This is a genomic window from Brevibacterium sp. LAARM3_SD1, from assembly GCF_057364765.1.
The window spans coordinates 39,976-66,553 of the sequence record NZ_JBNFOL010000021.1 but is presented as its reverse complement, the minus strand read 5'-3'; the positions used below and the strand labels follow the sequence as shown (position 1 = coordinate 66,553).

Below are 26,578 nucleotides of genomic sequence, written 5' to 3'. Positions count from 1 at the left end.
GCTGACAACCCCACTCATTTGGTGTAAGCAACCTAGTGAGTCAGGTCGTTCACAACCTAGTGAGCGAGGTTGTCAGCAACGTATTGAGTGAGGTTGTCAGCAAGGTCGCGAGTTTCCACACTAGGTTGCTCAGCCGCCGTCAGGTAGTACCAAAGGAGACATCTCAGGTGGGGCTCACGCCTCGAAGTCGATGACCTGACGGATGACCGTTCCGTCGGAGAGCGCGTCGAATGCCTCATTGAGCTCGCTCAGTGAGATCGTGTCGGAGATGAGCTCCTCGACGGGCAGTTTGCCCTCCCGCCACAGCTGGGCGTAGACGGGGATGTCTCGGCTCGGCACCGCGGACCCGAGATAGGAGCCGATCACGGTCCGCGCCTCGGCGGTCAGAGTCACCGGGGTGATGCTCGACTGCGCATCTGGTGCGGGAAGTCCCACGGTCACGGTCGTCCCGCCGACAGCGGTGGCCGAGAACGCGGTCTCGAAGGCCCGAGGATGTCCGACGCATTCGATGACGATCGGTGCCTTCCGCTCCCCCAGCTGCTCGGGTGTGAAGACCTCGACGGCGCCGAGTTCCTTCGCCCGTACGAGTTTGTCGGGGTTCGCGTCGACGCCGATGACGCCGGCGGTCTCGATGGACAGGGCCGTGATGAGTGCAGCCATTCCGACCCCGCCGAGCCCGACGATCATCACTTCGTCGTCCGGTCCGGGACGTCCGGCGTTGAGGACCGCTCCCCCTCCGGTAAGCACGGCGCAGCCGAGCACAGCGGCGATGGACGCGGGGACGTCCTCGTCGACGGGAACGACCGATGCACGGTTGAGCACGGCATGAGTGGCGAATACGGACGCGCCGAGGTGGTGGAGCACCTCGCGCCGGTGTCCTCATGGAGACGGACCTTGTGACCGTCGAACGGCAGAGTTCCGGCACCGTTCGTCGCACTGCCCGGGGTGCAGGGCAGCTTCCCGTCGGTACGGCAGTTCGTGCACTCCCCGCACCGAGGCAGGAACACTGTGACGACCTGTTGGCCGACCTCGAGGTCATCGACACCGTCACCGAGCTGCTCGACGACTCCCGCACCTTCATGACCGAGGAGCATCGGCAACGGGCGGGGACGGTTTCCGTCGACGACGGAGAGATCCGAGTGGCAGACCCCAGCGGCCGTCATCCGGATGAGCACCTCACCGGGACCCGGTTCATCGAGTTCGAGAGACTCGATCGAGATCGGCTGCGACCCGGCGAAGGGCCGGGGCCGCTTCATCTCCCGCAGCACGGCGCCGTGGATCTTCACAGTGTCCTCCTCGTCACAGTGTTCTTACTTTCACAGAGCCTGCTGGCCCTGCTCCTCATAGTCGGCCATGATGTTGATGCGCCGTTCGTGGCGCTCATCGCCGGAGAACGGCTCGGCCAGGAAGGCGTCAACGATGGCGATCGCTTCGGCTTCGGGGTGCTGGCGGGCGCCGACGGCGACGATCTGAGCGTTGTTGTGCTGGCGGGCCAGCTTCGAGATCTCCGGATTCCAGGCCAGAGCGGTGCGTGCGCCCTTGACCAGGTTTGCGGCCATCTGCTCGCCGTTTCCGGATCCGCCGATCACAACGCCGAGAGCGTCGAGTCCGGCGGCCTGATCATCGACGACGGCCTGCGCCGCGGCGATGCAGAATGCCGGGTAGTCATCGAGGGCGTCGTATTCATGAGCGCCGTGGTCGACGACGTCGTGCCCTGCCTTCTCCAGGTGAGCTTTGAGGACCTCTTTGAATTCGAATCCGGCGTGGTCGGTGCCGAGGTGAACCTTCATATGTCTGCCTTTCGGTGCGGTGTGTGGATCGGTCGAGTCCGCTGACTGTGCGGACCGCCCCGTCTCAGTCGAAGTTCGGGCCCTGGTCGCGGGTGCGCTTGAGCTCGAAGAATCCCGGTGTCGAGGCGACGGCGAGGACGCCGTCGAAGAGCCGTCCGGCGTCCTCTCCCTTCGGAGCGGGGGTGACGACAGGACCGAAGAACGCGGTTCCGGCGACGCGGCAGATCGGCGTGCCCACATCGTCGCCGACCAAGCTCAGAGCCTCGTCGTGGGAAGCCTGGAGCTGGGCGTCATAGTCCTCGGTCTCGCCGTACTTCATGAGTTCGGCAGGCAGCTGCAGTTCGGCGAGGGCCTCGGACACAGCTTTCTCGAAGTCCTTCTCTCCACCCGGGTGGATGCGGGTGCCGATCGCGGTGTAGAGCGGTTCGGCGATGTCATCCCCGTGCTCGGCGATAGCGGCGGTGACGATGCGCATCGGAGCCAGAGCCCGGTTCATCAGTGCGCGGTAGTCGTCCGGAATGTCCTTGTCACGGTTGAGGAAGTTCAGGCTCATCGGGTGGAACTTCACGTCGACGTCGCGGACCTTGGCCACTTCCAGACCCCAGCGCGAGGTCATCCATGCCCATGGGCAGGCCGTGTCGAACCACAGATCGAGTGTTTCTCTGCTCACTGTCTCTCCTCTTTCATCCGCTTGCGGGGCCCGTGTCGGGCACCCAACGTGTCGGTGCTCAATCTACCAATACCCGCCGAGTGCGGGAACAGCGGTCGAATCCCGATCCGTGGTGCCGATATCGCACCGGGAGCGCATGTCCATGAAAGAATGACCGAGTACACCCGGTTCCCGAAGCGAAGGTCACCTCACTGTGCCGCAACACAACCTCACCCGAGACGAAGCACGCGAACGTTCAGCCAACGTGGACGTCTCGAGCTACAAGCACACTCTGATCCTCACAGGAGTTGGTGAGAGTTTCCGCGTCCGCTCACGTATCCGCTTCACTGCAGCATCGGATTCGACGACGTTCATCGACGCCATCACCGCCAGCGTCGAGCGCGTCCGCCTCAACGGCACCGAGCTCGACCTCGCCGAGGTGGTCGCACCGGCCCGCATCACCCTTCCCGGTCTCGCGGCTGAGAACGAGCTCATCGTCGATGCTCATTTCTCCTACATGAATACCGGCGAGGGCCTGCATCGCTTCGTCGACCCGATCGATGACGAGGTCTACCTCTACTCCCAGTTCGAGGTCCCCGACGCGCGCCGTGTCTTCCCCGTCTTCGAACAGCCCGATATCAAGTCTCCGTACTCCTTCACCGTCGTCGCACCGGAGAAGTGGACGGTCGTCTCGAATTCGCCCACCCCGACGCCGAGCGATCCGAAGGAGACCTTCGCCGAACTCGGAGAGACCCCGCAACCGGGCATGGCGGTGTGGCAGTTCGCCCCCACCACCCCGATCTCGTCGTATATCACCGCGATCATCGCCGGCCCCTATGAATCCGTGCATTCGCAGCTGACGTCCTCCGACGGATCTGTCGTTCCTCTGGGTCTGTACTGCCGTGCCTCGCTGCTCGAGCATCTCGACGCGGAGAAGCTGTTCCGGATCACGAAGGCCGGCTTCGAGTTCTTCGAACGCGAATTCGATGTCGCCTACCCGTTCGAGAAGTACGATCAGCTCTTCGTCCCGGAGTTCAATGCCGGAGCGATGGAGAATGCCGGTGCCGTGACGATCCTCGAGAACTATGTGTTCCGGTCCCGTCCCACCGAGGCTCTGGTCGAACGCCGGACGGTGACGATCCTCCACGAACTGGCTCATATGTGGTTCGGAGATCTCGTGACCATGCGCTGGTGGAACGATCTGTGGCTCAACGAGTCGTTCGCCGAGTTCATGTCGACGCTGGCGACGGCCGAGGCGACCGAGTTCGCCGATGCGTGGACGACGTTCGCCACGATCGAGAAGTCCTGGGCCTACCGCCAGGATCAGCTGCCGAGCACCCACCCGATCGTCGCCCCGATCGAGGACCTCGCCGATGTCGAAGTCAACTTCGACGGCATCACCTACGCCAAGGGAGCCTCGGTGCTCAAACAGCTCGTCGCCTGGGTCGGTCGCAACGAGTTCTTCTCCGGTCTCAAGAGCTACTTCGACAAACACGCCTGGTCGAACACCGAACTCTCCGATCTCCTCAGCGAGCTCGAAGCCACCTCGGGCAGGGACCTGGAGGCCTGGTCGAAGCTGTGGCTCGAGGAATCCGGGGTCAACCTCCTCGAAGCCGTCGTCACCGCCGAAGACGGTCAGGCAGCCGGCGACGCGGCGAAGACGGACGAGCAGACGATCTCGACTCTGCAGGTGACTCAGAAGCCGTGGTCGATTCCGGGACAGCCCACGCCGTCGCTGCGACCGCACCGACTGGCCATCGGCTTCTACTCGGACAACGGACAGGGACGACTGAAGCGCACCCATTCGTTCCCGCTCGACATCGACGGCGAATCTGCCGAGGTCACCGAGGCCCGTGGCCTGCCGCTGCCGGATGTCATCGTCGTCAACGACGCCGACCTCAGCTATGCCAAGGTCCGCTTCGACTCACGCAGCATGGAAACGGCGGCGCACCGGCTGGGCGACTTCGACGATTCGCTCACTCAGCTGCTCGTTCTGGCCACCCTGTGGGATGAGGTCCGCGACGGTGAGCGCCCCGTCCACGACTACATCAACACGATGCTCACCCACTTGCACGCCATCACCCATTCGTCCGGGCTGCTCACGCAGATGCGTCAGCTCGACACCGCGGTCGCCTCCTACCTGCCTCCGCAAGAGCGGGAGACGAAGCACGCCGAGGTGGCCGACCGTTTCATCGAACTGCTCGAAACGGTCGAGGAGGGAACGGATCAGGCCTTCCAACTCGTGCGCGGGTTCATCCGTCATGCAACCACGCCCAAGCAGCTGGACCGCCTGAAGTCCTGGCTGCGGGCTGAGAAGGACAACGTCTATGGGATCACTCTGGACACGGACCTGACGTGGGAGATCATCATCGGTCTGTCTGCGAACGACGCCGTCGACGATTCCGCCGTGGCGGAGATGAGCCGCAAGGACCCCAGCGCCACCGGTGTTCGCCACGCCGCGACCGCACGCGCCTCCAGGCCCACCTCGGCGTCGAAATCACGCACCTTCACCCGCATCGTCGACGATGCCGATCTGCCGAACTCCGAACTCGGGGCACTGGCGCTGGGCTTCGGAACCGGTCTGCAGAAGGAGTCCGGAGAGCTCATCGCCGCCGAAGCACCGCTGCGGTCCTTCGCCGATGAGTACTTCGCCCGGGTAGCCGGTTGGTGGGAGACGCGCACGTTGGAGATGGCGCAGACGATGACTCTGCGACTGTACCCGCCGGTGAGTTCTGCCACAGTCAAGGCCACCCGGCGGTGGCTCGACGATCACCCGTCCGCGTCGAAAGGCCTGGTGCGGCTGATGCGGGAGAACCTCGCCGATGCGGAGCGCGCATTGCAGGTTCAGCGTGCGTCCAGCGCTTCCAAGGGATCATTGAACCTTCACAGCTAATCTCGAATGATCATGACTTCCGAAGCAATTGATACCACTGTTCAGACTGCAAGTGACTTCGATTGGGCGTCGTTCCTCCTCGGCGCGCCGCTGAAGATCACCGTCATCATCATCGGCGCCATTGTCGTCAATCTCGTCATCCGGCTCTTCATCCGCAGGTTCACCACCGCGGTAGCCAAGGGCACCGTCGGCAGCGAGAAGGCTGAAAGCGCCGGCCGAACGAAGTTCTCCTCCACTGCCCTTGAGGCCCAACGCACCGGGATCGATGAACAGACGATCAAGGAACGCCGAGCCCAGCGAGCGAAGACCGTGGGACGGATGCTGTCGTCGGTGACGACGATCCTCGTCAGCGTCATCGCGGTCCTCATGATCCTCGATGCCCTGAGCTTCAACATCGCCCCGATCCTCGCTTCTGCCGGTATCGCCGGTGTCGCCATCGCCTTCGGGGCTCAGGAGCTCGTCCGCGACTACCTGTCGGGATTCTTCATCGTCATCGAAGACCAGTACGGAATCGGTGACACCGTCGACCTCGGCGAGGCCGTCGGCGAAGTCGAGGACGTCGGCCTGCGTCGCACCCAGATCCGCGACCTCACGGGCACCCTGTGGCATGTGCGCAACGGTGAGATCCTGCGCGTGGGCAACCTGTCCCAGGGTTGGGCACGCGCCGTCCTCGACATCCCCATCGACTACCGGACCTCGATGGATGAATACCGCGAGATGACCGAGGACATCACGCGCACTCTGCGGAAGGATCCCGAGCTGTCGAAGGCAATGCTCGAAGATCCGGAGATCGCCGGTGTCCAGTCGCTGTCGGGCTCCCACCGCGTCATCCGCACCATGGTCAAGACCAAACCGAACCTGCAGTGGATGGTCGAGCGTGCCTTCCGTGCCGAACTGATGACCCAGCTGGCCAAGCGCGGCGGACAGATCGGTATGGTGCAGGAGACGGTTCTGCGCACCCTGCCGGCCAAGGAGCAGGCGATGGCCCCCGCGGCCGCAGGCGACTCCGAGAATCCCTCGCCGCTGCCCAATGACCAGGAGATCCGCAGCACCGTGCAGGAAGACTCTCCCAGTGAAGGATCGAGTGATGACGCAGACAACTGACGGCTCCATCTTCGAGGCCGTCGGCGGACATGACACGTTCACCCGCCTCGTCGACGTGTTCTACCAACATGTCGACGCCGATGCACAGCTCATTGCGATGTATCCGGACGGCCACGAGCTGGAGGGGGCGAAGCACCGTCTGCAGACGTTCCTCGAACAGTACTTCGGCGGTCCGTCGACCTATCAGGAGCAGCGCGGCCACCCGCGACTGCGGATGCGGCATTTCGACTACCCCATCGATTTCGACGCCCGGGACCGCTGGCTGCGCTGTATGCGTGCGGCTCTCGACGATGTGAGTCTGCCGCCGCTGTACGACGAGATGTTCTGGGACTACTTCCAGCGGGCCGCGACCGCGATGGTCAACACGAATCCGAACATCCGCTGATCACCGACCCCGAGCGCGCGTGTCACCGACCCCGCACGCGCGTGAGCAGGTGACCGCCCGGGGTGACGAGGCGCAGCCAGCCTCCGGATTCCATGATGCGCAGCTGCCGGTCATCATCGCGACCGACGGGCGGAACGAAGCGCAGAGCGGTGGCGGCGAAGGCCAGTCCTCCGGGCAGTCCGGTCCCCTGCTCACCTGTCATCTCACGTGACCACACCCGGGAGCGCAGGGCTTTGACCGCATGTCCTCCGGATCCCTCGGTTGCACCGGTGCTGATCTCTGCGATCCCTGCCTCCGCCGTCTTGTGGAGCCGTCCGACCGTGATCGTGTCGTATTCGGCCCAACCCCCACGCGGAGGCGCGATCCCCGTCCAGGACACGAGCACGGAGTTCGGCGGCACCGGAAGAGTGGTTCCGTTCTCGTCGCGCGCAAACCGGTCGAGGAGGTTCGACAGCGGCACCGCCTCGTCGAAACCGTCGAGTTCATGGTCGTCCAGGCGCAGCATCCGCATGGCCAGCACCAGCGGCGTCGAGTCGCCGAGTCCGTGCGGGAACAGCGGTGCCACGGTGGCGGCGAGGACGTCGGAGGCCACCTGCAGCCGCATCGCTCCGTCCGAATCCGCCCGATGAGCCAGAGACGTGAAAGCAGAGAGATCCCGCATCGCCAGCGGGTCGTTGATGTTCAGTTCCGTCATCGCCGGGTCCTCCGCAGCGGGACGGGCGTGCCGAGCACCGATTCCATCGCTTCGGTCTCGGCTTCGCTGAGGCGGCGCGGTCGACCGCTGGCAATGTCGATGAAGACGATGATCGTCTCGGCGACCGTATAAGTGCGCGAACCGTCCGGTTCGCAGATGACATATCCCACCGTCACCGAGGCGGGGCTGACCTCGCTGATGACGAGATCGACGGCGATGGGTCCGGTGCGATAGGGAATCGGAGCGCGGTACTCGATCGCATGGGAAGCCACAAGGAGTTCCGTCGTCGCCGAGGCGTCGGCGAAGATCGTCGGAATCTCGACCCCGCTGACGGTCTCGGACACTCCGTGCTGTCCGGGTGTGGTCGGTGCGTCGGAGCTGTGGGTGGGAGATCCGAGGGCACGCACGCGCGCCTCTTCCAACAGTTTGAGCTGGGTGACGTTGTTGACGTGGCCATACGCGTCCATATCACCCCATCTCAGTTCCAACAGTACGCGGGTGAACTCGTCGAGAAGGGGGTTGGTGGCGCCTGAGTGCATGCCTCCCATCATGCCACCTTCATCACGCCGATGCCGCACACGATAGGATCGTGACTCGTACGCACGATTGGCCGAGCCATCCGAGGGAGAAGCCCATGACCGACGAAGCATCCACCGAAGCGGAGGCCAACGTAGCGACGTTGCATCAGATCCTCGATCTGCGCAGGCTCGAGTTCACCGCAGCTTCCAGCGAGACGGATTTCTTCATCGGGCACAGCCAGTACAAACCCGATGGTCGGGTCTACGGTGGGCAGGTGCTCGCACAGTGTGTCGTTGCGCGCGGCCACGCTCCCCAGCGATCGCCTGATCCATTCGCTCCACGGGTACTTCCTGCGCGCCGGCGATGTCAGCGAACCCATCGAGTTCGGAGTGGAGAGGCTGCGCGACGGCCGTTCGTTCTCTGCCCGCCGCGTCCACGCCTATCAGAAGGGAGCGCCGATACTGTCGCTGAGCGCTTCCTTCCAGGACGAGCAGCCGGGCCTCAGGCATGCCGAGCAGATGCCGACTGACCTGCCGGCTCCCGAAGACTGCCCGGAGCTGCTCGACTACCTCGGCGACGAAGATTCCCCGCTCGTCAGCGATTGGCTGCGGAAGCGCCCCTTCGAAGTCCGTCCCGTCGAGCCGTCGCTGCACACGTCCGGCACCTCCGATTCTTCGATCACCGAACAGCATTCCTGGTTCCGGACCAGCGCGACTTTCGGTGACGATTCTGTGCTCAATGCCGCTGCCCTGGCCTACGCCAGTGACTTCAATCTGCTTGAACCGGTGCTGCGTCACCACGAACTGACCTGGCGGACTCCTGGTCTGCGAGTGGCCAGCCTCGACCATGCCATGTGGTGGCATCACCGGGTGCGCGTCGACGAGTGGATGCTCTATGTCCAGGAGTCCCCTGCCGCGCAGGGCGGACGCGGGCTCGGCTACGGGCGCATCTTCGCTCAGGACGGAACCCTGCTGGCTACTGTGGCCCAAGAAGGCATGGTCCGGGTCAAGGAGGTTCAGTGACGCGTCAGGATCCGACGATGATGGACATTATCGGCACCATCCTCAGCCGGCTGGTGAACGTGGCGCTGTTCCTTGTCATCGGTCTGCTCAGCCTCGTCGCGTTCATGGGACGCACCGATCTGCATACGGCGGTCTGCGGGCTGCTGGCCGTCGTCTGCGGAATCATCGGGACGATCCTCGTCCGTCTCCTGTTCAGAGGGATTGCGCGCCTCGGCGGTCTCACCAGCCGTTCAGAGTACTGATAGCCGCACCACCACGGACACAGAGATGCCCCGGTCGGAATGGCCGGGGCATCAGCTGTGGGAACGCAGGGTCGGAGCCGATACGGCTCAGACCGGACTGGGATCAGTCGCGGGTGAGTCGGCGGTGTGTGACTCGGTGCGGACGGGCCGCATCTTCGCCGAGTCGTTCGACCTTGTTCTTCTCGTAGGCCTCGAAGTTGCCTTCGAACCAGTACCAGTTCGCCGGGTTCTCCTCGGTGCCTTCCCAGGCGAGGATGTGCGTGGCCACGCGGTCGAGGAACCAACGATCGTGCGAGACGACCACGGCACAGCCGGGGAATTCGAGCAGAGCGTTCTCCAGGGAGCCCAGGGTCTCGACGTCGAGGTCGTTCGTCGGCTCATCGAGCAGGAGCAGGTTTCCGCCCTGTTTGAGGGTGAGCGCGAGGTTGAGGCGGTTGCGTTCACCACCGGAGAGGACTCCGGCCTTCTTCTGCTGGTCCGGCCCCTTGAATCCGAACGCGGAGACATAGGCACGAGACGGCATCTCGACCTTGCCGACCTGGATGAAGTCGAGTCCGTCGGAGACGACTTCCCAGAGGTTCTTGTCCGGATCGATTCCGCCGCGCGACTGATCCACATAGGAGATCTTCACGGTGTCGCCGACCTTGAGGTTTCCTCCGTCGAGCTCTTCCATGCCCACGATGGTCTTGAACAGGGTCGACTTGCCGACGCCGTTGGGACCGATGACGCCGACGATGCCGTTGCGCGGCAGGGAGAAGCTCAGTCCGTCGATCAGCTTGCGCCCGTCGAAGCCCTTTTCGATCTTGTCCGCTTCGATGACGACATCGCCGAGGCGAGGGCCGGCGGGAATCTGGATCTCTTCGAAGTCGAGCTTCTGCGTCTTCTCCGCTTCGGCTGCCATCTCCTCATAGCGAGCCAGACGGGCCTTCGATTTCGTCTGCTTCGCCTTCGGATTCGAACGGACCCATTCGAGTTCGTCCTTGAGCCGCTTGGCCAGCTTTGCGTCCTTCTTACCCTGGACCTGGAGGCGCTCCTGCTTCTTCTCGAGGTAGGTCGAGTAGTTGCCCTCATAGGGGTAGAGGTGCCCGCGGTCGACTTCGGCGATCCATTCGGCCACGTGGTCGAGGAAGTACCTATCGTGCGTGATCGCGATGACGGCGCCGGGGTAGCTCTGCAGGTGCTGCTCGAGCCACAGCACCGATTCTGCGTCGAGGTGGTTGGTCGGCTCGTCGAGGAGCAGCAGGTCGGGCTTCTCGAGCAGGAGCTTGCACAGTGCCACGCGGCGGCGTTCACCACCGGAGAGGACGGAGACCGCTGCGTCCGGCGGCGGGCAGCGCAGCGCGTCCATCGCCTGTTCGAGCTGGGAGTCGAGGTCCCAAGCATCAGCGGCGTCGATGGCCTCCTGCAGCTTGCCCATTTCGTCCATCAGAGCGTCGAAGTCGGCATCGGGGTTCGCCATCTCCTCGGAGATGGCGTTGAAGCGGTCGAGCTTCGCCTTGATCTCGCCGACGCCTTCTTCCACGTTGCCGAGAACGGTCTTCTCTTCGTTCAGGGGCGGTTCCTGCATGAGGATGCCCACTGAGTATCCGGGGCTGAGTCGAGCTTCGCCGTTGGAGGGCTGCTCGATTCCTGCCATGATCTTCAGAATCGTAGATTTGCCGGCGCCGTTGGGGCCGACCATACCGATCTTCGCTCCGGGGTAGAACGACATCGATACATCGTCGAGGATGACTTTGTCACCGTGCGCTTTGCGCGCCTTGTGCATGGTGTAGATGAATTCGGCCATAGTGCTCTCAGGCTATCGGTTCGGCGCACTCCAGCGCTACTTGGCGCACGGCGTCCGCCGGGGATGTTGAGCGTCGACTGAGGTGCGCGGTCGCCCGAAGCAGTCGGCTCAGCCGCCGCCGAGTGACGGGGCTTCTCCTGAGGTGTCGCCTTCGCTCGAGGTTTCGCCAGATCCGCCTTCGCTCGAAGCCTCTCCAAATGTGCCCTCGCCGGACGTCCCGGCGGTGCCCTCAGAGCTGTCGGCGCTTTCGGATCCTTCGGAACCCGCGGTCCCCTCCGCTCCCCCGGTGCTCGTCGATTCGGAGCCGTTTTCACTCGGCGCGGGACTCTCGGTCTCACCGTCTTTGCCGTTGATGTCCTCACCGGGCATGTGGCCGGCCCCGTTGGAGTCGCCGTCTTCGTCGCGCTTCTCGCCCTTGGGCGCTTTGACGCCCTCCGGCCGTTCGACTTCGCCGAACAGGCAGGAGCCCGTCGACTCCGTGGGCTCGACGAGGTCGGCCGTGGCTTTCCCTTTTCGGATCTCTCCGACGACGCAGCCTTTGTCGGTTTTGACCCCGAACATCTTCGAAGGGACCTCATTGCCCAGCGGCGATTCGTCGATCGTCGCCTCGAGCTGCTCAGGCTCATATCCGGCGTCGAGCATCGTTGAGAAGAACTTCTTCGTCGACGGCACCGACTCCTTGTCGCCGGTCAGGGGTTTGAGTGCTTTGAGCACTTTGTCGACTTCGGCGACGGGCTTCGCCTGGGTCTGCTTCGGCTGGGGCTGAGAGTCATCGGCTCCGAAGCCGAAGAGTGAACAGCCCGACAATGCCAGAGTCAGTGCTGCAGCACCCAGCACAGGAACGAGACGCATCTACAACCTCGGCGAGAGGGGACGATTGACAGTCTCACTCTAGCGGATCACACGTGCCGAGCGCGGCAGCGAGACGACGCCGACGCGAAGAATCCACGCTCAGAACGGGGCCGCGGCTTTTGCGGTGTCGCGCGCGATCGGTTCCTCTTCGCCGCTGGCGTCGATGTCGGTTCCGGCACTGCCCCCGGATTCGACGCCGGTGTCGCGGCCGGCGGTACCGGTCTCGTCGGTGGTGCGGTCGTCATCCGAATCAGTGTGCGCAGCGCTGTCCGGTCCAGTGGCTGTGAGCCCCGCCGCCTCACCGGCCCCAACACCGTCTCCTGATGGAGTTTCCATCGGAGCCAAAGCACCCCAGATCGCATCGCTCGGCCCTGATGACTCAGTGTTCGCCTGGCCGGAACTCGACTGTGAGCGGTCAGTTGCCTTGGCTCGTTTGTAGTGAGCGGTACCGTATCTCAGATCGGGTCCGATATGCTCCGCGACCACCGTCGGCGAGATTCCGCTCCGCTCCTCGGTGGCCCATTCTCGGTTTCGCAAGCTGCCCGACACGATCACCGCTGCTCCGGTGCTCAGCGACATCGCGGAATTGCTGGCCAGTTCGCCGTAGCAGTCGACTCCGAACCACGAGGTGCCGTCGGTGACGAACTCTCCTGTGCTCTTGTCGACTCTCCAGTGATTGACAGCGAGCCGGAAAGAGGCACAGGCTCGCCCGGACGGCAGCGTGCGCGCGGTCGGCTCTGTGGCGATGGTGCCGGTGACGGTGATCGGGATTGCGGACATCGGTGTCTCCAAATCGGTGTGATCGAACCATACGGTCATCTGCGTCCGCATGGAGCTCCAGTCAGCCCGATCCGTCGGTCCGGTGTCCAGGGACAGGAAATGCCCTGTGGACAGCAGTTCTGTGTCCACAGGGCATTGCGGTCCGAGTCGCGCACTCAGGCGTGTTCGAGTCGGACAGATGCGTCCGAGTCTCAGCCGAGCATCTCGTATGCCTGTCGGTGCTCTCCGATGACGATCTTCACCGGATTGAGGTACGAGCTCTGGGCGACGCGGCCGACTGCGTCTCGCAGCTTGCCGTCGACCTCGGCGGCCGCCTCCTTGGCGCCTTTGGCCCGCGCGGACTTCGCCACCAGCGAGGTCACGAACGAACCGATCACGCCGATCACGAACAGTCCGAAGCTGACGATCCAGCACCACGTCGGCAGAGCGCCCGAGCCGATGGCGGCGACGAGCGCGGAGGCGATGATGCCGAGGAGACCGACGATCGACGCGACGAAGAAGACGATCTGCAGGGTGTGGGCCAACGACCACCAGCCAGGACTCTGGCGAGTGATCTCCACAGCTGTGACGGCCGAGTCGAGGTTATCGGACAGTTCGTCCGTGCTCTTCTTCTCGGCTTCTGCAGCTTCGTTCTGCCAGGCCTGCGGCATTGTCGATACGGATTCCGCGATGAGTTCGTGGGCCATGAGCCGTACATGTGAGCTCTGGGCCTTCGTCGTCGCCGGCACCGAGGCCCGGACGAGTTCGTCCCGGTCCTGACCGTGTTTGGCGCCCAGGGGATCGGGCGCATTGCGCTGAGCCCACGCGAGTACGGGATACCCGGTTTTGCGATAGGCGCGGCGGATGTAGTCATCGTGGACGGTCTGTGCCACGGCTTCGACACCGGCGGCTTCCGACATCGTTTCGACCAACCGTGATGCGCCCGCCAGTTCGTCCGGAGAGGACACCGGTTCGCCGAGTTCCCTGCGGATCCGCTTTGCCATCGCCTGCATATCCGCCAGCAGCCTTTCGGCCGCGGCGTCGTTCGAATCGACGGTGTCGGCAAGGATGCTGCGGATCTCCGGGATGCCCTCTCGTGTCACTGCCGAGGAGATGCGCACATTCGTCTCGCTCAGCCCATCCTCGTTGAGCAGCTGGCGGAGATGATCGGCTGCGGCCTTCTGCTCCTCCGGGCTGAGTTTGTCGATCTGATTGAGGACGACGACCATGTTCGCGCTGTTCTCGGCGAGTTTGGTCAGGTACTCCGAGTGCAGCGAGAAATCGGCATACTTCTGCGGGTCGACGACCCAGAACACGACGTCGACGAGACCTACCAGGCGATCTGATTCGATACGGTGTTCGACTGCCGTGGAGTCGTGGTCGGGCAGGTCGAGGAGGATCAGTCCGTGCAGACGCCTCTGATCGTCTCCGTCGAGTGCCGATTCGCGCCAGGTACGGCTGCGTTCGGGCACGTGCAGCCAGTCGAGGACATCGTTGCCGCCCTCGCCCCAGACACATGCGGTCGGTCGAGAGGTCGTTGGCCGGCGGACGCCCACGCGGGCGATCTCGAGACCGGCAACCGCATTGAACAGTGAGGATTTGCCGGACCCGGTGGAGCCGGCGAAGGCCACAACGGTGAAGTCCTCGCCCAGACCCAGGCGATCCTCTGCCCGATCCAGTAGATTCTGCGCATCGGTGCGCACGTCACTGGCGAGCTTGTCCTCGCTCAGTGACAGCGCGTGTCGGATGCCTTCGGCCAAGCTCCGAATCTCGGTCTGTGCTGAACTGTTCACAATGCCACCTCAAGTCGTTCACCGGAGGCGCGCAGGGCGCCTGCTTGCCGCGCCGGTACCGCGGATAGTCTCAGTGCGTTATCGAAAGGGGTGCGGCAGTCCGCGACGATTCCCGCAGCGGCATCGAGGAAGCGCTGGCGGACGGAAGAGATGAGCCCGGCTGCTTCGTCGGCTCCGAAGATCGTCTCCGCGAGGTTGAGTGCGACGCCGGCTCCCTGCTGGGTGCTCTGCCCGGCACCGCGGGTGCGCCGCGGATCCCAGAAGGCCGCGTATTCGACGACGGCGCAGACGCCGGCAACCCCGAAGGAGAGAATTCGAGCCTTCGACTTCTTGCCCTGACCGATATCGCGAACGAGCGCATTGACTTCGTCGGACCAGGTGCTCACGGCGGACTTCACTGCGTCCTCGAGCCCTCCCCCGACCGTGCGGAGCTCAGGCTGGTCTTCGATGAGCGCTGCGCCGGCCGCAGTATTGCGCCACTCGGCATTCACCTCATCGACCACGTCGATGGCCCGTTCGCGCAGGGAGACGGCCGCGCTGCGCAGAATCGCCACATGCAGTGGTGTGGCAGCGTCGTGCTTTCCGGTCACCGCCGCGGAGATGCGATCGCGCATCCGAGCCATCGTCGGTTCCAGGCCGCGGAACAGCTGTCCGGTGCCCACGAAGTCCTGCCAGCGGGCATTGACCTCTCCGTGCAGCACCCGACCGTCGGAGAAGACCTCCGCGAGTCCGGATTGAGCGGATCGGAAACTCTTCTCCAACGAATCGGCCAGGGTGATGTGTGCCTGTTCCTGTGTTTCGGCGAAGTCGGCGAGCTCGCGGACTCGTGCCGGCAGGGCAGAGATCGCACCGGTGAGCGTGCGATTTCGGATGCGTTCGAGAGAGGTGCCCTCGCTGCCGACCTGAGAGATCCACGAGCGAATCGGATAGATCGCGGCATGAGGGAGCAGTCCGTCTTCGAGTTCGAGCTCGGCGACGGAGAAGATCGGGGAATTCGCCAGGCCCGTTTCGGAGAGAAGACTGGAGAGATGATGCCTGACTTCGCGGTTGGCCTCGGGTGGAACCCGGTCGAGGACGATGGCCACCGAGGTGCTGCGTGCCGCGGCCGTCTTCAGCAGTGCCCACGGCGCGGCATCGGCATACCGATTCGCCGTCGTCACGAAGAGCCACAGATCGGCACTGAGCAGCACTCTGCGGGAGAGCGCACGGTTCGTCTCGGAGATGGAGTCGATATCGGGACAGTCAAGGATGGCCGTGCCCGCTTCGACGTTCTCATCGGCGATGAGAACGACTCCGGGCATGCTCGACTGCGGGTCGGAGCTGCGCGGCAGGTCGGGCAGGTAGTGCTCCGATTCGAAGAACTTGGCATCGGCGGGGTTGAAGATGACGACCGGATTGCCCGTCGTCGGCCGACGCACTCCGGCGGGGCTGACGCTGCGACCCACGAGGGAGTTGACCAGTGTCGATTTGCCTGCGCCGGTCGATCCGCCCACGGCGATGAGGAACGGAGTCCGCGAGCGGTTGATCCGCGGCAGCACGTAGTCGTTGAGCTCCGCGGTCAGTGTCGAGTGTGCTGTCCGAGCGTCGGCGAAGTCCTCGCTGCGCAGGGTGAAGCACGTCTCCGAGACTCGCTTGACGATATCGTTCAACGCTTGGCCGACCGGCGGCGTCACGGCGCTCTTGCTCTCAGTCATCACGCCTCCACTCTCTATGTTTTCCCAGCTCGGCACCAACTGCCACGCCGTATCGGCGCGGAATTGCTCGGCACCGACGTCGATCGACCGGACCTGCGGGATCCGGCGGATGCGAGCATGAGAAGCGCCCCCGGCGGGGCTCGAACCCGCGACCTACCGCTTAGAAGGCGGTTGCTCTATCCGACTGAGCTACGGAGGCTCGAATATCGTAACCGATGCCCGGATGAGAACAGAAAGCGGCCCTGGTCTGGCGCGACTAGTTCAGTCGCCGCCGCAGACCAGGGCCGTTGTGCCGCCGGAGCAGCCCGGCGTGAGATTCTCAGTAGTGACGGGCCGCGTTCTCCATCGACTTGCGCACTGTCACGAAGGACACCGCGACCACTCCCGCCATCGCAAGGATGACTGCGACGGCTTCGATGCCGAAGGCGAAGTCGACGATGATCGGGAAGAATCCTGCGAGCATGAAGCCCAGCAACGCGACAAGCGTGAGTGCCGTGGCAACAGAGAAGAGCTTTGCACCATTCATTGTCTGTCTCCTTCGACCGATGCATCCGATGGAGAAAGACTAACGCCAGATGAGACTCACGTCACTGAGAATTTCAGAAGATTTCGTCTCAGGCTTCGCTTCGAGCGTCGATCGCCTTCTCCAGGCGTTCGAGTTTGCCGTCGATCTCGCCGGCATAGCCCGGCCTGATATCGGCCTTGACCACCAGTGATACCCGAGTGCCGAACTCACCGACAGCCTCGGTGGCTTCCTTGATGACGGCGAAGACTTCGTCCCATTCGCCTTCGATGGTCGTGAACATCGAGTCCGTCCGGTGGGGCAGACCGGAGTTGCGGACGATCTCGACAGCCGCTGCCACGGCGTCGTGGACCGATGCGTCGGCCCCTTCTCCCCCGCTGGGGGCGACTGAGAATGCTGCGAGCATGGTGATGGTCCCTTCTATCCCGAGTGGTGGGGAGCCGATCGGCTCCCCACCGTCTCAACTGTCTGAATCGAGCAGAACGCCTCGATCAGGCCTGCGCAGGGACTGACACGATGAGCGAATCACCCTGCCCACCGCCTCCGCAGAGCGCGGCGATGCCAGTGCCGCCGCCTCGGCGCTGGAGTTCGAGGGCAAGAGTGAGGACGACCCGAGCTCCCGAGGCGCCGATCGGGTGCCCCAGCGCGACGGCGCCTCCGTTGACGTTGACCTTGTCTTCGTCGATACCGAGGTCCTTGGCACTGGCCAGACCGACGGCGGCGAAGGCCTCGTTGATCTCATAGAGATCGAAGGAATCGGCCGCGACATCTTCGCGCTCGGCAGCAGCCTTGATGGCCTGTGAGGGCTGGTGCTGGAGAGTCGAGTCCGGTCCGGCGGTCCATGCATGCGACCGGATCTCGGCGAGGATCGGAGCACCCAGCTCTTCGGCCTTCTCTCGTGACATGACGACGACGGCGCAGGCACCGTCGGAGATCTGCGAAGCGTTGCCGGCGGTGATCGTTCCGTCCTTGCGGAACGACGGACGCAGCTTGGACAGGGACTCGGCTGTCGTGTCCGGACGCACCCCCTCGTCGGCGGAGACGGTGACATCGCCCTTGCGCGAGCTGATGGTCACGGGGACGATCTCGTTCTCGAAGGCCCCGCCTTCCTGCGCGGCGGCGGCCCGCTGATGCGAACGAGCGGAGAACGCGTCCTGCTCGGCGCGGGAGAATTCGCGATCACCGGCGTTGGCTTCCTCGGTCAGGCCGCCCATGGCCTGGTCGGTGAAAGCATCCCAGAGGCCGTCGTAGTCCATATGGTCCTTGGCGACCACATCGCCGTACTTGTACCCCGAACGCGACTTCATGAGCATGTGCGGAGCCTGGCTCATCGATTCCTGACCTCCGGCCACGACGACGTCGTACTCACCGGCCCGGATCAGCTGGGCCGCCTGGGTGATCGTGTTGATTCCCGACAGGCACAGCTTGTTGACCGTCACGGCCGGAACGGACATGGGGATGCCGGCCTTGGCCGCAGCCTGACGGCCGGGACCCTGACTGTTGCCGGCCTGCAGAACCTGGCCCATGATGACGTACTCGACGTCAGAGCCCTGAATTCCGGCACGATCGAGTGCGCCGGAGATGGCTTCGGCGCCGAGCTCTACGGCACTGAGTTTCGACAGCTCTCCCTGCAGCCGCCCGAACGGTGTGCGTGCTCCGGCGACGATCACTGCATCAGCCATATTTCCTCCTCGGATATCCGCGCCCGGACTCGTGACCCGGCACGTATGCATTTCGACATCCACCAGCCTAGTCGAGGCCCATGTGGCCTGCATCACGGGGTCCGTCCGACGGCGGTCGCAGACCCTGTCCACACTCTCGCATTCGCATCCAACACTCATGGAGTCTCCGTTAGAGTAGGACGAGGACAGCCTAAGAACACCCCCTTTCCAAGATGACAGGAGTTCGCTTCAGTGACGCCCACCGAAGAATTCCGCACAGCGATGCGCGGCTACGAGAAGAGTGAAGTCGATTCGCGTCTGCAGCAGCTGCGCACCGAGGTCGAGTCGGTCCGCAAGGCCTTGGCCGATGCGCGCAGCCAGGTCATCAATGCGGATCGGGCGAAGCTGCAGATTGCCGGAGAGCTCTCGGAAGCCAAGGCACAGCTGAAGAAGGCTGCCAACGACAACGCAGAGGCCGCCGGGCCTCCCGGAAGCCGCATCGACCACCTGCTCAAGATCGCCGAATCGCAGGCCCGCGAGACCCTGGCTCAGGCCAATTCCGATGCCGAGACGATTCGCAACAAGGCCCGCGCGGAGGCGGCTTCCGCTCGCGCGCGGATGCACACCGAGAGCAACGACACTCTGTCCAATGCACGCTCGGAAGCCGATGCGATCACTTCCTCGGCCGAACTGCGCGCCGAAGAGACGATCAAGGCCGCGGAGAAGCGAGCGGCCGAACTCAGCGCGACTACCGAACGCGAGACCAACCAGGCCAAGGAAGCGAATGCCGCTTCCGCGAAGGAGGCTCGCGAGAGCCTCGATCTCGAGCTCTCCGAGCTTCGGGCAACCGCCGAGAAGGAAGCTGCGGACCTGCGTGCCGAGGCCAAGACCGAAGCAGAAGAGACCATCGCAGCCGCTCAGGCACAGGCCGATGAGCTGCTCAAGTCTGCGAAGGCCCGCGATGAGGCGTCGAAGAAGGCCGCAAACGACTTCGACGTCGAACTCGCGAACAAGCGCAAGGATGCCGAGTCCGAGCGCAAGAAACGCTACGAAGAGGCTCAGGCAGAGAACAAGAAGCTCGTCGAAGAGGCTCAGGCACGTGCGGCGAAGGCCGACACCGAGGCCAAGGAAGCTGCCGAACGTGCGGAGCAGACCCGCACCGATGCAGTGAAGAAAGCCGACGAGATCATCGCCGACGGCAAGTCCCGTGCCCAGACGCTCATCTCCGAGGCTCGGGCCACCGCCGAGGCGACCATCGAGGAGTCCGCGGCAGAGGCCAAGCGCAATGTCGCCTCCGCACAGTCGCAGGTCGATCTGCTCACGAAGCAGCGCAAGACGATCACCGCTCAGCTCGATCAGCTCCGTTCGCTGTTCGCCATGCCCGGAGTCATGGGCGGCGACTCAGTGGATCCGGCGAAGGCCGAATCGGCTTCTCACGCCACCGAGCAGATCGCCGACGGCCAGGAACTCGAAGACCTGCTCGCCGACGACTCTTCGGACGCGGCGAAAGCCGACGATCCGGCGAAGTCGAGCGAAGACGCGAAGTCCGGCGAATCCGCGAAGTCGACTGATGGCTCAGAGTCGACCAACTCCGAGGATGCCGCGACGAAGGACGGATCGGCCGAGTCCACGGGCGCGAAGTCGACCGGACCGGCGAAGAAGGATGCTTCCGGCACCCAGAACAGCGGGTCCGCTAAGACGTCCGCTCAGTCGGCCGACGGTTCGAAGTCGACACCTGGCTCGAAGACCGATTCGGGGTCGGATGCCGACTCCGACGATGATGCCGAGAACACGGCGGGTGAGGACCTGCCCAATGGTGCCACCGACGAGGACACCATCTCGATCAATGCGCAGGTCTCCGGCTCGAAGCAGAACAACTCGAAGACCTCACGCTCACGCAACTCGCTGCGCTGAGGCCGGCTGAGACTCTCGGCTGAGGCCGGCTGAGACGACAATGACGAAGGGACCCGCTGGTGCGGGTCCCTTCGTCGTTGACAGCTTCGGAGCTCGGTCGGCTGCGACCACTCATTCGAATGCCCTCGGACAGTCCGTGCTCACCGGAAGCGATCGAAACAGCGCTGGTGCCAGTGTCGTCTGCTCTCGACCCCGATCTCGATTCCGTGCGGGGCGTCCTGCCGCCACGCAACGATATGGCTCGAGGCCGCACTGACGTCACGTCCGCAGCCCGGGCAGACATAGACCTTGCCGGTTTCGTTGCCCTTCACAGTCTGCACAGACCAGGTTCCGTCCGGCAGTGAACGGCTGGTCCTCATGCCTGATACGGAGTCGGACAGATCGCGGGGAGCCTGCTGCCATTTGTTCTTGCGACGCGAGGATGAAGATCGTGGCATTGAGCCATTGTCTCACGTAGGCTGAAGCGCGTGCGTCTAGTCATAGCCCAATGCTCCGTTGATTATGCCGGTCGTCTGACCGCCCACCTTCCGATGGCCACCCGCCTCATCATGCTCAAGTCCGACGGCTCGGTGCTCATCCATTCCGACGGCGGTTCCTATAAGCCACTCAACTGGATGACTCCCCCGTGCACGGTTCGTCATATCGAACCGGATGCCGAGCAGGCAGAAGCCGGTCTCACCGAACTGTGGGAGGTCTCCCAGACGAAGACGGGCGACCGTCTCGTCATCTCCATTGCCGAGGTGCTCTCTGACGGGACCTATGAGTTCGGTGTCGATCCGGGGCTGGTCAAGGACGGTGTCGAAGCCCATCTGCAGGAGCTGCTCGCTGAGCACATCGAGACCCTCGGCGAAGGCTTCAGTCTGGTTCGCCGCGAATACATGACGGCGATCGGTCCCGTCGACATCTTGGCTCGGGACGACGGACAGAAGTCGGTGGCCGTGGAGATCAAGCGTCGTGGCGATATCGATGGTGTCGAACAGCTCACCCGCTATCTCGAACTGATGAATCGCGATCCTCTCCTCAGCCCCGTTGAGGGAGTCTTCGCAGCTCAGGAGATCAAACCGCAGGCACGCACTCTTGCAGAGGACCGCGGCATCCGCTGCGTCGTTCTCGACTACGATGCACTGCGCGGAATGGACGACCCCGAGACACGCCTCTTCTGACCACCCGCGGTCGATCGGCTTCCTAACCACCTGGCGCATCGCTCAAATCGGCCTGCGTTCATCGATCCTCCGCCTAGCCGGGCTACCTCGTTCCAGCCGGCCCACGTTCATCGACCCTCCGCCCACCCAGGAGTCTTCAATCAAGGCGTACAGCGTCTATCGAGCCGTCTACCGATCGATAGACGCTGTACGCCTTGATCGAGCGTGAAAATTGGCCTCAGCTCCGGCTCCGGTCGTCCACGATCAGGCGTCGACGCACCGCTTCACCGATGCGCAGAAAAAGGTCGGCGGAGAACAGATCGCTCCACCGGATGCGGAAGACTAACCAACCCTCGTTCCGCAGCGCGTACTCCCGTCGCCGTTCACGCTCGAATGTCTCCTGCGGATCCGAACCGTCGAGATAGTACTTTCCTGCTCCGTCGAATTCTGCGATGACCTTGGCCCCTTCATTGGCGAAGTCGGTCCGGCCCAGGTGTTTGCCGTTCTCGTCCCGGACTTCGATCTGCGGCTCGAAACCGGGCACCGAATACTCGACGAACCGCACTGCACAGATCGACTCAGCGACGCTCTCTCGACGCGCGTCGACATTCTCGAGCGCTCTGACAATCTTTCTGGTGCCAGTGCGAACTGGATGAGACTCGCTATAGGAGCGCAGCTCATCGACAGTCACGGCTGAACTGCGCACAGCTGAATCAAGCACAGCGACGGAGAACGCGAGCGGATAGTCCCGAGCGATGTCGAGCAGCGTCTGCAAGACCGTGGTCACGGGAATCCCTTCGAGGATCTCCTGCGCAGCAATATCAAGGCTGCGTCGTCTGACGAGCATATTCGCGAGACGCACACCGCTGCGGGGACTCACTGATTCGGCAAAAACCTCGCCAGGGTCGATGTACGGGACCGGAAGGCCGTGAACGATGAGGGCGCTGCGGTGAGAGAACACCGCATCCGGAGGCAGGCGACCTGACGAGGATCCTCAGATCCTCCAAACGCCTGCGAAGGCCCGTCGACTCCTTGGGCAGGGTAGTTGACGGGGCTGTTGCGATTGCACTGACGAAACTGTGGGACGGGTCAGAGCAGTCCGCGGTGACCACGTACATGCCGCGTTCCAGTCTTCTCAGACAGCATCGTTCAGCGGCTTTGATCCGATGACAGTCCCACCCGGCTGCGAGCAGTGCTGCCGTCGACAGACATCCATACATGCCATCAAGCCTGAGCGACTGATCGCGGAAGAGCCAGGTCGAGACATCGGCCTGTGGACAACCCGCAACTCGACCTCACAGGTTGCAGCAAACTGAGGATCATGTGGCAGGCGGGACTTCCTGCACACCCTCACATACGCCGACGCACACCAGCATGATCACTGCGCCGCTCACTCCGCTGCAACCGGAATACGAGTGGTGCCGTCGCAGTGCCGTCGCAGCGCACCAGGTCCACCGACGAAGTCTGCCGTCATCAACCGCCGATCAAGGGGAAGCGCGGATTTCGGCCCGTGCGCCCATGGACGGACGAGGGCTGGCTTGAACGGGTGAGGGGACCATAGACACTCGAGGGAACAATTGAACGAGAGCGGCGGCTTCGGATAGATGAGGGAATCTGGGAGACCTCCTGTTTCGGTGTCCTAGTCGAAGCTGAGGACGTCTCGCTTCTCGACTCGTTCGATGTCGACGCCGAGCGAGCGAAGATTCTCGACGAAGTTCTCATAACCGCGCTCGATGTGATCGATTCCCGACACTTCGGTCACTCCCCCGGCACGCAGCGCGGCCATGACCAAGCCCGCACCGGCCCGGATGTCGGAGGCCTCCACTTCGGCACCTGAGAGACTCTCGCTGCCGGTGACCAGCGCATGGTTGCCGTCGATGCGGACCTTCGCACCGAGGCGGGCGATCTCCTGCACGAAGCGCCAGCGTGCTTCGAACAGATTCTCCGACAGCAGCCCGATTCCGTCCGAGACCGAGTTCAGAGCGATGACGAACGGCTGCAGGTCGGTCGGGAATCCCGGGAACGGCATGGTGGCGACCCGGATGGCATATGGTCGCGCAGCGCCGATCACACGGAAGCCCTTTCCCCGGGTCCCGTCACCGAGGCTGATCTCTCCGAGGTCTTCGACCGTCGCTCCGGAATCACGCAGCTTCATCCCGATGTTCGGCATGATGTCGAGCCCGACTCCGCGCACGGTCACGTCTCCAGCGCTCAATGCGGCGCCGAAGGCGAAGGTTCCGGCGACGATGCGATCGCCGACGGTTCGGTGGGTGACCGGCTGCAGCGACTCGACACCTGTGATCGTGAGGTCGGAGGTGCCGATGCCTTCGATCTGCGCTCCCATCTCGACGAGCATCGTGCAGATGTCGACGATCTCGGGTTCGCGCGCAGCATTGGCGATGGTCGTGGTGCCATGAGCGAGCGTCGCCGCCATGACGAGATTCTCCGTGGCGCCCACGGAGGGGAATTCGAGGACGATTTCGGTGCCGCGCAGCCCGTCAGGAGCCTCGGCGACAAAGTAGCCGTGGTCGAGATGGACGACGGCGCCCAGGGCTTCGAGCCCGGCCTGGTGCATGTCGAGTCCGCGGGAGCCGATGGCGTCACCGCCGGGAAGAGCCACATGAGCGGCCCGCATCCGTGCGGTCAGCGGTCCGAGGACGGAGATCGAGGCCCTCATGGCGCGGACGAGTTCGTAGTCGGCCTGGATGCCGACTTCTGCTGGGACGTCGATGCTCACGATGCCCTCGGTGGCATCGTAGTCGACCTCGCAGCCGAGGCGGACGAGCAGCTCCACCATGATCCGCACGTCGAGGATAGCCGGGACATTCGTGATGGTGGTGCGTCCCACGGCCAGCAGACTTGCGGCCATGAGTTTGAGGACGCTGTTTTTGGCGCCTCTGACATCAATGGTTCCCGCCAACTGTGCGGGCCCGGTCAAGCGGAAGACATCCATTAAGTGAAACGTCCCATCGTCGGATTGAAGCCAGGAGGTGAGGATTCGAGCCACGAAGCCATCGTGGACAGGGATTCGGTGTCCATCGCCAGGGACACGGAACGCGGTCGACCGTCCGCCTTGCCGTAGGAGCAGTCGACGACGACTGCCTCTGGCAGAACTGAGTACTGCTCCCCCGAGGTGGGCTTGCGCCGCACCAGGATATCGAGATCCGCGCGCGGCAGTCGGAACGCTGCCCGCCGGGTCAGAGCGAAGACAGGGTACCAGTCCAAGGACGTGACCGAGAAGACGGCCACACCCAAACGCCAACGTGGGCGAGAAGAATACTCCTCGCCCACGTTGATGGAACAGTCAAAGGCACCCGAGAGCTTCGAGATCGACCTGCGTCGGATCGTGACGACCACGATCAGAGCAAGCGCGAGTCCTACCAACGAGAGCAGAACGATCAGCAGGACAGAAGGGTTCACGGTTGCCAGTGTAACCTGCGGATCAGAGAAGTTCGGCCTGATCAGCGGCAATGATCACACGGTTGTTCTCCACCGAGAGGAATCCACCATCGGCTTTGACCCTGATGGTGTCCTCTCCCGGGGTGAGAATCCGCGCTTCGCCGTCGGCGACGACACCCAGCACGGGCTCATGGCCCGGCAGGATGCCGATCTCGCCGTCGAGGGTACGGGCGATGACGCGCTTGGCCTCACCGGCCCATACCTCGCGATCAGCAGCCACGACATTCACTTCGAGTGTCGCCATGGCTTACTTCTGCATCTCTTCGTAGTTGCGCATGACATCGTCAAGGCCACCCACGTTGAAGAATGCCTGCTCAGGGATGTGGTCGACTTCGCCGGAGCAGATCTTCGAGAAGCCTTCGATCGTGTCGGCCAGCGGCACGGTCGAACCGGGAACCTGAGTGAACTTCTCGGCGGTGTAAGTGTTCTGCGAGAGGAACTGCTCGATGCGACGTGCACGGTGAACGACGAGCTTGTCCTCTTCACCGAGTTCGTCGACGCCGAGGATGGCGATGATGTCCTGCAGTTCCTTGTTCTTCTGCAGAATCGCCTTGACTTCGTTGGCCACGCGGTAGTGCTCGTCACCGACGATCAGCGGATCGAGGATGCGCGAGGACGATGCGAGCGGGTCGATCGCCGGGTACAGACCGCGCGAGGCGATGTCACGGCTGAGTTCCGTGGTCGCGTCGAGGTGGGCGAAGGTCGTCGCCGGAGCCGGGTCGGTGTAGTCATCGGCGGGAACGTAGATCGCCTGCATCGACGTGATCGAGTGACCACGCGTCGAGGTGATCCGCTCCTGCAGCAGACCCATCTCGTCAGCCAGGTTGGGCTGGTAGCCCACGGCGGAGGGCATGCGACCCAGCAGGGTCGAGACCTCGGAGCCGGCCTGGGTGAAGCGGAAGATGTTGTCGATGAACAGCAGCACGTCCTGGTTCTGGACATCGCGGAAGTACTCCGCCATGGTCAGCGCAGACAGCGCCACGCGCAGACGGGTGCCTGGGGGCTCGTCCATCTGGCCGAACACCAACGCGGTGTCCTTGAACACGCCTGCCTCATCCATTTCCATGATGAGGTCGTTGCCCTCACGGGTACGCTCGCCCACACCGGCGAACACCGAGGTGCCCGAGTGGTTGTGCGCGATACGGAAGATCATCTCCTGGATGAGCACGGTCTTGCCGACGCCGGCGCCGCCGAACAGGCCGATCTTTCCACCCTGAACGTAAGGGGTCAGGAGGTCGATGCTCTTGATTCCGACCTCGAGGATCTCGGTCTTGGACTCGAGTTCGTCGAAGGACGGAGCCGGACGGTGGATCGGCCACCGTTCGGAGATCTCCAGCTCCTCGCCGTCGGCGAGGTTGAGGCAGTCACCAGTGGTGTTCCACACGTGGTGCTTAGTCACGTCTCCGACGGGAACGGAGATCGGCGCGCCGGTGTCGACGACTTCCTGTCCCCGGACAAGGCCGTCGGTCGGCTGCAGCGACACGGCGCGGACCAGTCCGTTGCCCAGGTGAAGCCCGACCTCGAAGGTCAGCTTCCGGGTTCCTTCGGACAGGTCCACCGACGCGGTCAGTGCGTTGTAGATCTCGGGCACGGAGTCGAGCGGGAACTCGATGTCGACAACCGGGCCGATGACTCGGGAAATCCGGCCGAGGGCAGTGCCCTGTGCCGGAGAGGTTTCCGTTGCTGTGGCAGTCATG

The 26,578-nt window shown here is 63.7% G+C and carries 24 protein-coding genes, 1 tRNA gene and 2 pseudogenes; 7 read left to right on the top strand and 20 right to left on the bottom strand.

Annotation, left to right across the window (positions count from 1 at the left end):
* Window positions 1–174: 174 nt before the first annotated feature.
* The 3 genes and pseudogenes from AC2W7L_RS12505 to AC2W7L_RS12495 form a co-directional block, all read right to left on the bottom strand.
* Window positions 175–1,286, bottom strand: a pseudogene (locus tag AC2W7L_RS12505) (alcohol dehydrogenase catalytic domain-containing protein).
* A 30-nt stretch (window positions 1,287–1,316) separates the two neighbouring features.
* Window positions 1,317–1,790: a ribose-5-phosphate isomerase gene (locus tag AC2W7L_RS12500; protein WP_486004725.1), complete on the bottom strand. Its 474-nt coding sequence runs from the start codon at window positions 1,788–1,790 to the stop codon at window positions 1,317–1,319.
* Window positions 1,791–1,854: 64 nt separating this feature from the next.
* Entirely contained in the window at window positions 1,855–2,460 is a 606-nt protein-coding gene (locus tag AC2W7L_RS12495; protein ID WP_486004724.1) for a mycothiol-dependent nitroreductase Rv2466c family protein, read from the bottom strand.
* Between the two features lie 193 nt (window positions 2,461–2,653).
* Here AC2W7L_RS12495 and pepN point away from each other — a divergent pair, with 193 nt between their 5' ends.
* From pepN to AC2W7L_RS12480, 3 genes are read left to right on the top strand one after another with little or no spacing between them, the layout of a single operon-like run.
* Window positions 2,654–5,332, top strand: coding sequence for an aminopeptidase N (pepN, locus tag AC2W7L_RS12490; protein ID WP_486004723.1), 2,679 nt, complete (start codon window positions 2,654–2,656; stop codon window positions 5,330–5,332).
* A gap of 12 nt (window positions 5,333–5,344) precedes the next feature.
* Window positions 5,345–6,436 (top strand): mechanosensitive ion channel family protein, encoded by a 1,092-nt coding sequence (locus tag AC2W7L_RS12485; protein WP_486004722.1) that lies wholly within the window; start codon window positions 5,345–5,347, stop codon window positions 6,434–6,436.
* Window positions 6,420–6,821, top strand: coding sequence for a globin (locus AC2W7L_RS12480; protein ID WP_486004721.1), 402 nt, complete (start codon window positions 6,420–6,422; stop codon window positions 6,819–6,821). The genes AC2W7L_RS12485 and AC2W7L_RS12480 overlap by 17 nt, the downstream gene beginning before the upstream one ends.
* Window positions 6,822–6,843: 22 nt before the next feature.
* Here AC2W7L_RS12480 and AC2W7L_RS12475 read toward each other — a convergent pair whose 3' ends face one another.
* Window positions 6,844–7,515: a DUF8185 domain-containing protein gene (locus AC2W7L_RS12475; RefSeq protein ID WP_486004720.1), complete on the bottom strand. Its 672-nt coding sequence runs from the start codon at window positions 7,513–7,515 to the stop codon at window positions 6,844–6,846.
* Window positions 7,512–8,054, bottom strand: a complete 543-nt coding sequence (locus AC2W7L_RS12470; protein WP_486004719.1) for an acyl-CoA thioesterase — start codon at window positions 8,052–8,054, stop codon at window positions 7,512–7,514. Before AC2W7L_RS12470 ends, AC2W7L_RS12475 begins: the two co-directional genes overlap by 4 nt.
* A 95-nt stretch (window positions 8,055–8,149) precedes the next feature.
* Here AC2W7L_RS12470 and AC2W7L_RS12465 point away from each other — a divergent pair.
* A pseudogene (locus AC2W7L_RS12465) lies at window positions 8,150–9,056 on the top strand (acyl-CoA thioesterase).
* A complete protein-coding gene (locus tag AC2W7L_RS12460; RefSeq protein ID WP_486004718.1) occupies window positions 9,053–9,298 on the top strand; it encodes a hypothetical protein in 246 nt (81 codons plus the stop codon). Before AC2W7L_RS12465 ends, AC2W7L_RS12460 begins: the two are co-directional and overlap by 4 nt.
* Window positions 9,299–9,401: 103 nt before the next feature.
* Here AC2W7L_RS12460 and ettA read toward each other — a convergent pair whose 3' ends face one another.
* The 9 genes from ettA to AC2W7L_RS12415 form a co-directional block, all read right to left on the bottom strand.
* Complete coding sequence (gene ettA, locus AC2W7L_RS12455) at window positions 9,402–11,084, bottom strand: energy-dependent translational throttle protein EttA (protein ID WP_486004717.1); 1,683 nt, start codon at window positions 11,082–11,084, stop codon at window positions 9,402–9,404.
* Between the two features lie 108 nt (window positions 11,085–11,192).
* Window positions 11,193–11,936: a DUF6993 domain-containing protein gene (locus AC2W7L_RS12450; protein ID WP_486004716.1), complete on the bottom strand. Its 744-nt coding sequence runs from the start codon at window positions 11,934–11,936 to the stop codon at window positions 11,193–11,195.
* A 99-nt stretch (window positions 11,937–12,035) separates the two neighbouring features.
* On the bottom strand, window positions 12,036–12,716 hold the full coding sequence (locus AC2W7L_RS12445; RefSeq protein ID WP_486004715.1) for a single-stranded DNA-binding protein: 681 nt from the start codon (window positions 12,714–12,716) through the stop codon (window positions 12,036–12,038).
* A 191-nt stretch (window positions 12,717–12,907) separates the two neighbouring features.
* Window positions 12,908–14,488, bottom strand: coding sequence for a GTPase (locus AC2W7L_RS12440; protein ID WP_486004714.1), 1,581 nt, complete (start codon window positions 14,486–14,488; stop codon window positions 12,908–12,910).
* The gene (locus AC2W7L_RS12435) at window positions 14,485–16,182 is read right to left on the bottom strand and encodes a dynamin family protein (RefSeq protein ID WP_486004713.1); all 1,698 of its coding nucleotides are present in this window, start codon (window positions 16,180–16,182) and stop codon (window positions 14,485–14,487) included. Before AC2W7L_RS12435 ends, AC2W7L_RS12440 begins: the two co-directional genes overlap by 4 nt.
* Before the next feature lie 125 nt (window positions 16,183–16,307).
* A tRNA-Arg gene (locus tag AC2W7L_RS12430) sits at window positions 16,308–16,381 on the bottom strand.
* A 120-nt stretch (window positions 16,382–16,501) separates the two neighbouring features.
* Window positions 16,502–16,708, bottom strand: a complete 207-nt coding sequence (locus AC2W7L_RS12425; protein WP_167195787.1) for a hypothetical protein — start codon at window positions 16,706–16,708, stop codon at window positions 16,502–16,504.
* A gap of 88 nt (window positions 16,709–16,796) precedes the next feature.
* Window positions 16,797–17,111, bottom strand: coding sequence for a thiamine-binding protein (locus AC2W7L_RS12420; RefSeq protein ID WP_486004712.1), 315 nt, complete (start codon window positions 17,109–17,111; stop codon window positions 16,797–16,799).
* Between the two features lie 85 nt (window positions 17,112–17,196).
* Entirely contained in the window at window positions 17,197–18,387 is a 1,191-nt protein-coding gene (locus tag AC2W7L_RS12415) for an acetyl-CoA C-acetyltransferase (protein WP_486004711.1), read from the bottom strand.
* A 231-nt stretch (window positions 18,388–18,618) separates the two neighbouring features.
* On the opposite strand from AC2W7L_RS12415, the gene AC2W7L_RS12410 reads away from it, so the two are divergent.
* Window positions 18,619–20,280, top strand: a complete 1,662-nt coding sequence (locus tag AC2W7L_RS12410; RefSeq protein ID WP_486004710.1) for a coiled-coil domain-containing protein — start codon at window positions 18,619–18,621, stop codon at window positions 20,278–20,280.
* A gap of 140 nt (window positions 20,281–20,420) precedes the next feature.
* Here AC2W7L_RS12410 and AC2W7L_RS12405 read toward each other — a convergent pair whose 3' ends face one another.
* A complete protein-coding gene (locus AC2W7L_RS12405) occupies window positions 20,421–20,717 on the bottom strand; it encodes a hypothetical protein (RefSeq protein WP_486004709.1) in 297 nt (98 codons plus the stop codon).
* Window positions 20,718–20,747: 30 nt separating this feature from the next.
* On the opposite strand from AC2W7L_RS12405, the gene nucS reads away from it, so the two are divergent.
* Window positions 20,748–21,443 (top strand): endonuclease NucS, encoded by a 696-nt coding sequence (nucS, locus tag AC2W7L_RS12400; RefSeq protein ID WP_486004708.1) that lies wholly within the window; start codon window positions 20,748–20,750, stop codon window positions 21,441–21,443.
* A gap of 217 nt (window positions 21,444–21,660) precedes the next feature.
* Here nucS and AC2W7L_RS12395 read toward each other — a convergent pair whose 3' ends face one another.
* The 5 genes from AC2W7L_RS12395 to atpD form a co-directional block, all read right to left on the bottom strand.
* Complete coding sequence (locus tag AC2W7L_RS12395) at window positions 21,661–22,302, bottom strand: hypothetical protein (RefSeq protein WP_486004707.1); 642 nt, start codon at window positions 22,300–22,302, stop codon at window positions 21,661–21,663.
* A 759-nt stretch (window positions 22,303–23,061) separates the two neighbouring features.
* Complete coding sequence (murA, locus tag AC2W7L_RS12390) at window positions 23,062–24,375, bottom strand: UDP-N-acetylglucosamine 1-carboxyvinyltransferase (protein ID WP_486004706.1); 1,314 nt, start codon at window positions 24,373–24,375, stop codon at window positions 23,062–23,064.
* Window positions 24,375–24,842: a DUF2550 domain-containing protein gene (locus tag AC2W7L_RS12385; RefSeq protein ID WP_025776910.1), complete on the bottom strand. Its 468-nt coding sequence runs from the start codon at window positions 24,840–24,842 to the stop codon at window positions 24,375–24,377. The genes murA and AC2W7L_RS12385 overlap by 1 nt, the downstream gene beginning before the upstream one ends.
* Before the next feature lie 22 nt (window positions 24,843–24,864).
* Complete coding sequence (locus AC2W7L_RS12380) at window positions 24,865–25,125, bottom strand: F0F1 ATP synthase subunit epsilon (RefSeq protein WP_025776911.1); 261 nt, start codon at window positions 25,123–25,125, stop codon at window positions 24,865–24,867.
* A gap of 3 nt (window positions 25,126–25,128) precedes the next feature.
* Window positions 25,129–26,577, bottom strand: coding sequence for a F0F1 ATP synthase subunit beta (gene atpD / locus AC2W7L_RS12375; RefSeq protein WP_486004705.1), 1,449 nt, complete (start codon window positions 26,575–26,577; stop codon window positions 25,129–25,131).
* Window position 26,578 lies beyond the last annotated feature (1 nt).

Excerpts from the sequence above, each read along its gene's own strand:
- AC2W7L_RS12500 (WP_486004725.1), bottom strand. The coding sequence starts at position 1,790 with ATGAAGGTTCACCTCGGCACCGACCACGCCGGATTCGAATTCAAAGAG.
- AC2W7L_RS12485 (WP_486004722.1), top strand. The coding sequence starts at position 5,345 with ATGACTTCCGAAGCAATTGATACCACTGTTCAGACTGCAAGTGACTTC.
- AC2W7L_RS12480 (WP_486004721.1), top strand. The coding sequence starts at position 6,420 with ATGACGCAGACAACTGACGGCTCCATCTTCGAGGCCGTCGGCGGACAT.
- AC2W7L_RS12475 (WP_486004720.1), bottom strand. The coding sequence starts at position 7,515 with ATGACGGAACTGAACATCAACGACCCGCTGGCGATGCGGGATCTCTCT.
- AC2W7L_RS12470 (WP_486004719.1), bottom strand. The coding sequence starts at position 8,054 with ATGCACTCAGGCGCCACCAACCCCCTTCTCGACGAGTTCACCCGCGTA.
- ettA (WP_486004717.1), bottom strand. The coding sequence starts at position 11,084 with ATGGCCGAATTCATCTACACCATGCACAAGGCGCGCAAAGCGCACGGT.
- AC2W7L_RS12450 (WP_486004716.1), bottom strand. The coding sequence starts at position 11,936 with ATGCGTCTCGTTCCTGTGCTGGGTGCTGCAGCACTGACTCTGGCATTG.
- AC2W7L_RS12445 (WP_486004715.1), bottom strand. The coding sequence starts at position 12,716 with ATGTCCGCAATCCCGATCACCGTCACCGGCACCATCGCCACAGAGCCG.
- AC2W7L_RS12435 (WP_486004713.1), bottom strand. The coding sequence starts at position 16,182 with ATGACTGAGAGCAAGAGCGCCGTGACGCCGCCGGTCGGCCAAGCGTTG.
- AC2W7L_RS12425 (WP_167195787.1), bottom strand. The coding sequence starts at position 16,708 with ATGAATGGTGCAAAGCTCTTCTCTGTTGCCACGGCACTCACGCTTGTC.
- AC2W7L_RS12420 (WP_486004712.1), bottom strand. The coding sequence starts at position 17,111 with ATGCTCGCAGCATTCTCAGTCGCCCCCAGCGGGGGAGAAGGGGCCGAC.
- AC2W7L_RS12415 (WP_486004711.1), bottom strand. The coding sequence starts at position 18,387 with ATGGCTGATGCAGTGATCGTCGCCGGAGCACGCACACCGTTCGGGCGG.
- AC2W7L_RS12405 (WP_486004709.1), bottom strand. The coding sequence starts at position 20,717 with ATGCCACGATCTTCATCCTCGCGTCGCAAGAACAAATGGCAGCAGGCT.
- murA (WP_486004706.1), bottom strand. The coding sequence starts at position 24,375 with ATGGATGTCTTCCGCTTGACCGGGCCCGCACAGTTGGCGGGAACCATT.
- AC2W7L_RS12380 (WP_025776911.1), bottom strand. The coding sequence starts at position 25,125 with ATGGCGACACTCGAAGTGAATGTCGTGGCTGCTGATCGCGAGGTATGG.
- atpD (WP_486004705.1), bottom strand. The coding sequence starts at position 26,577 with ATGACTGCCACAGCAACGGAAACCTCTCCGGCACAGGGCACTGCCCTC.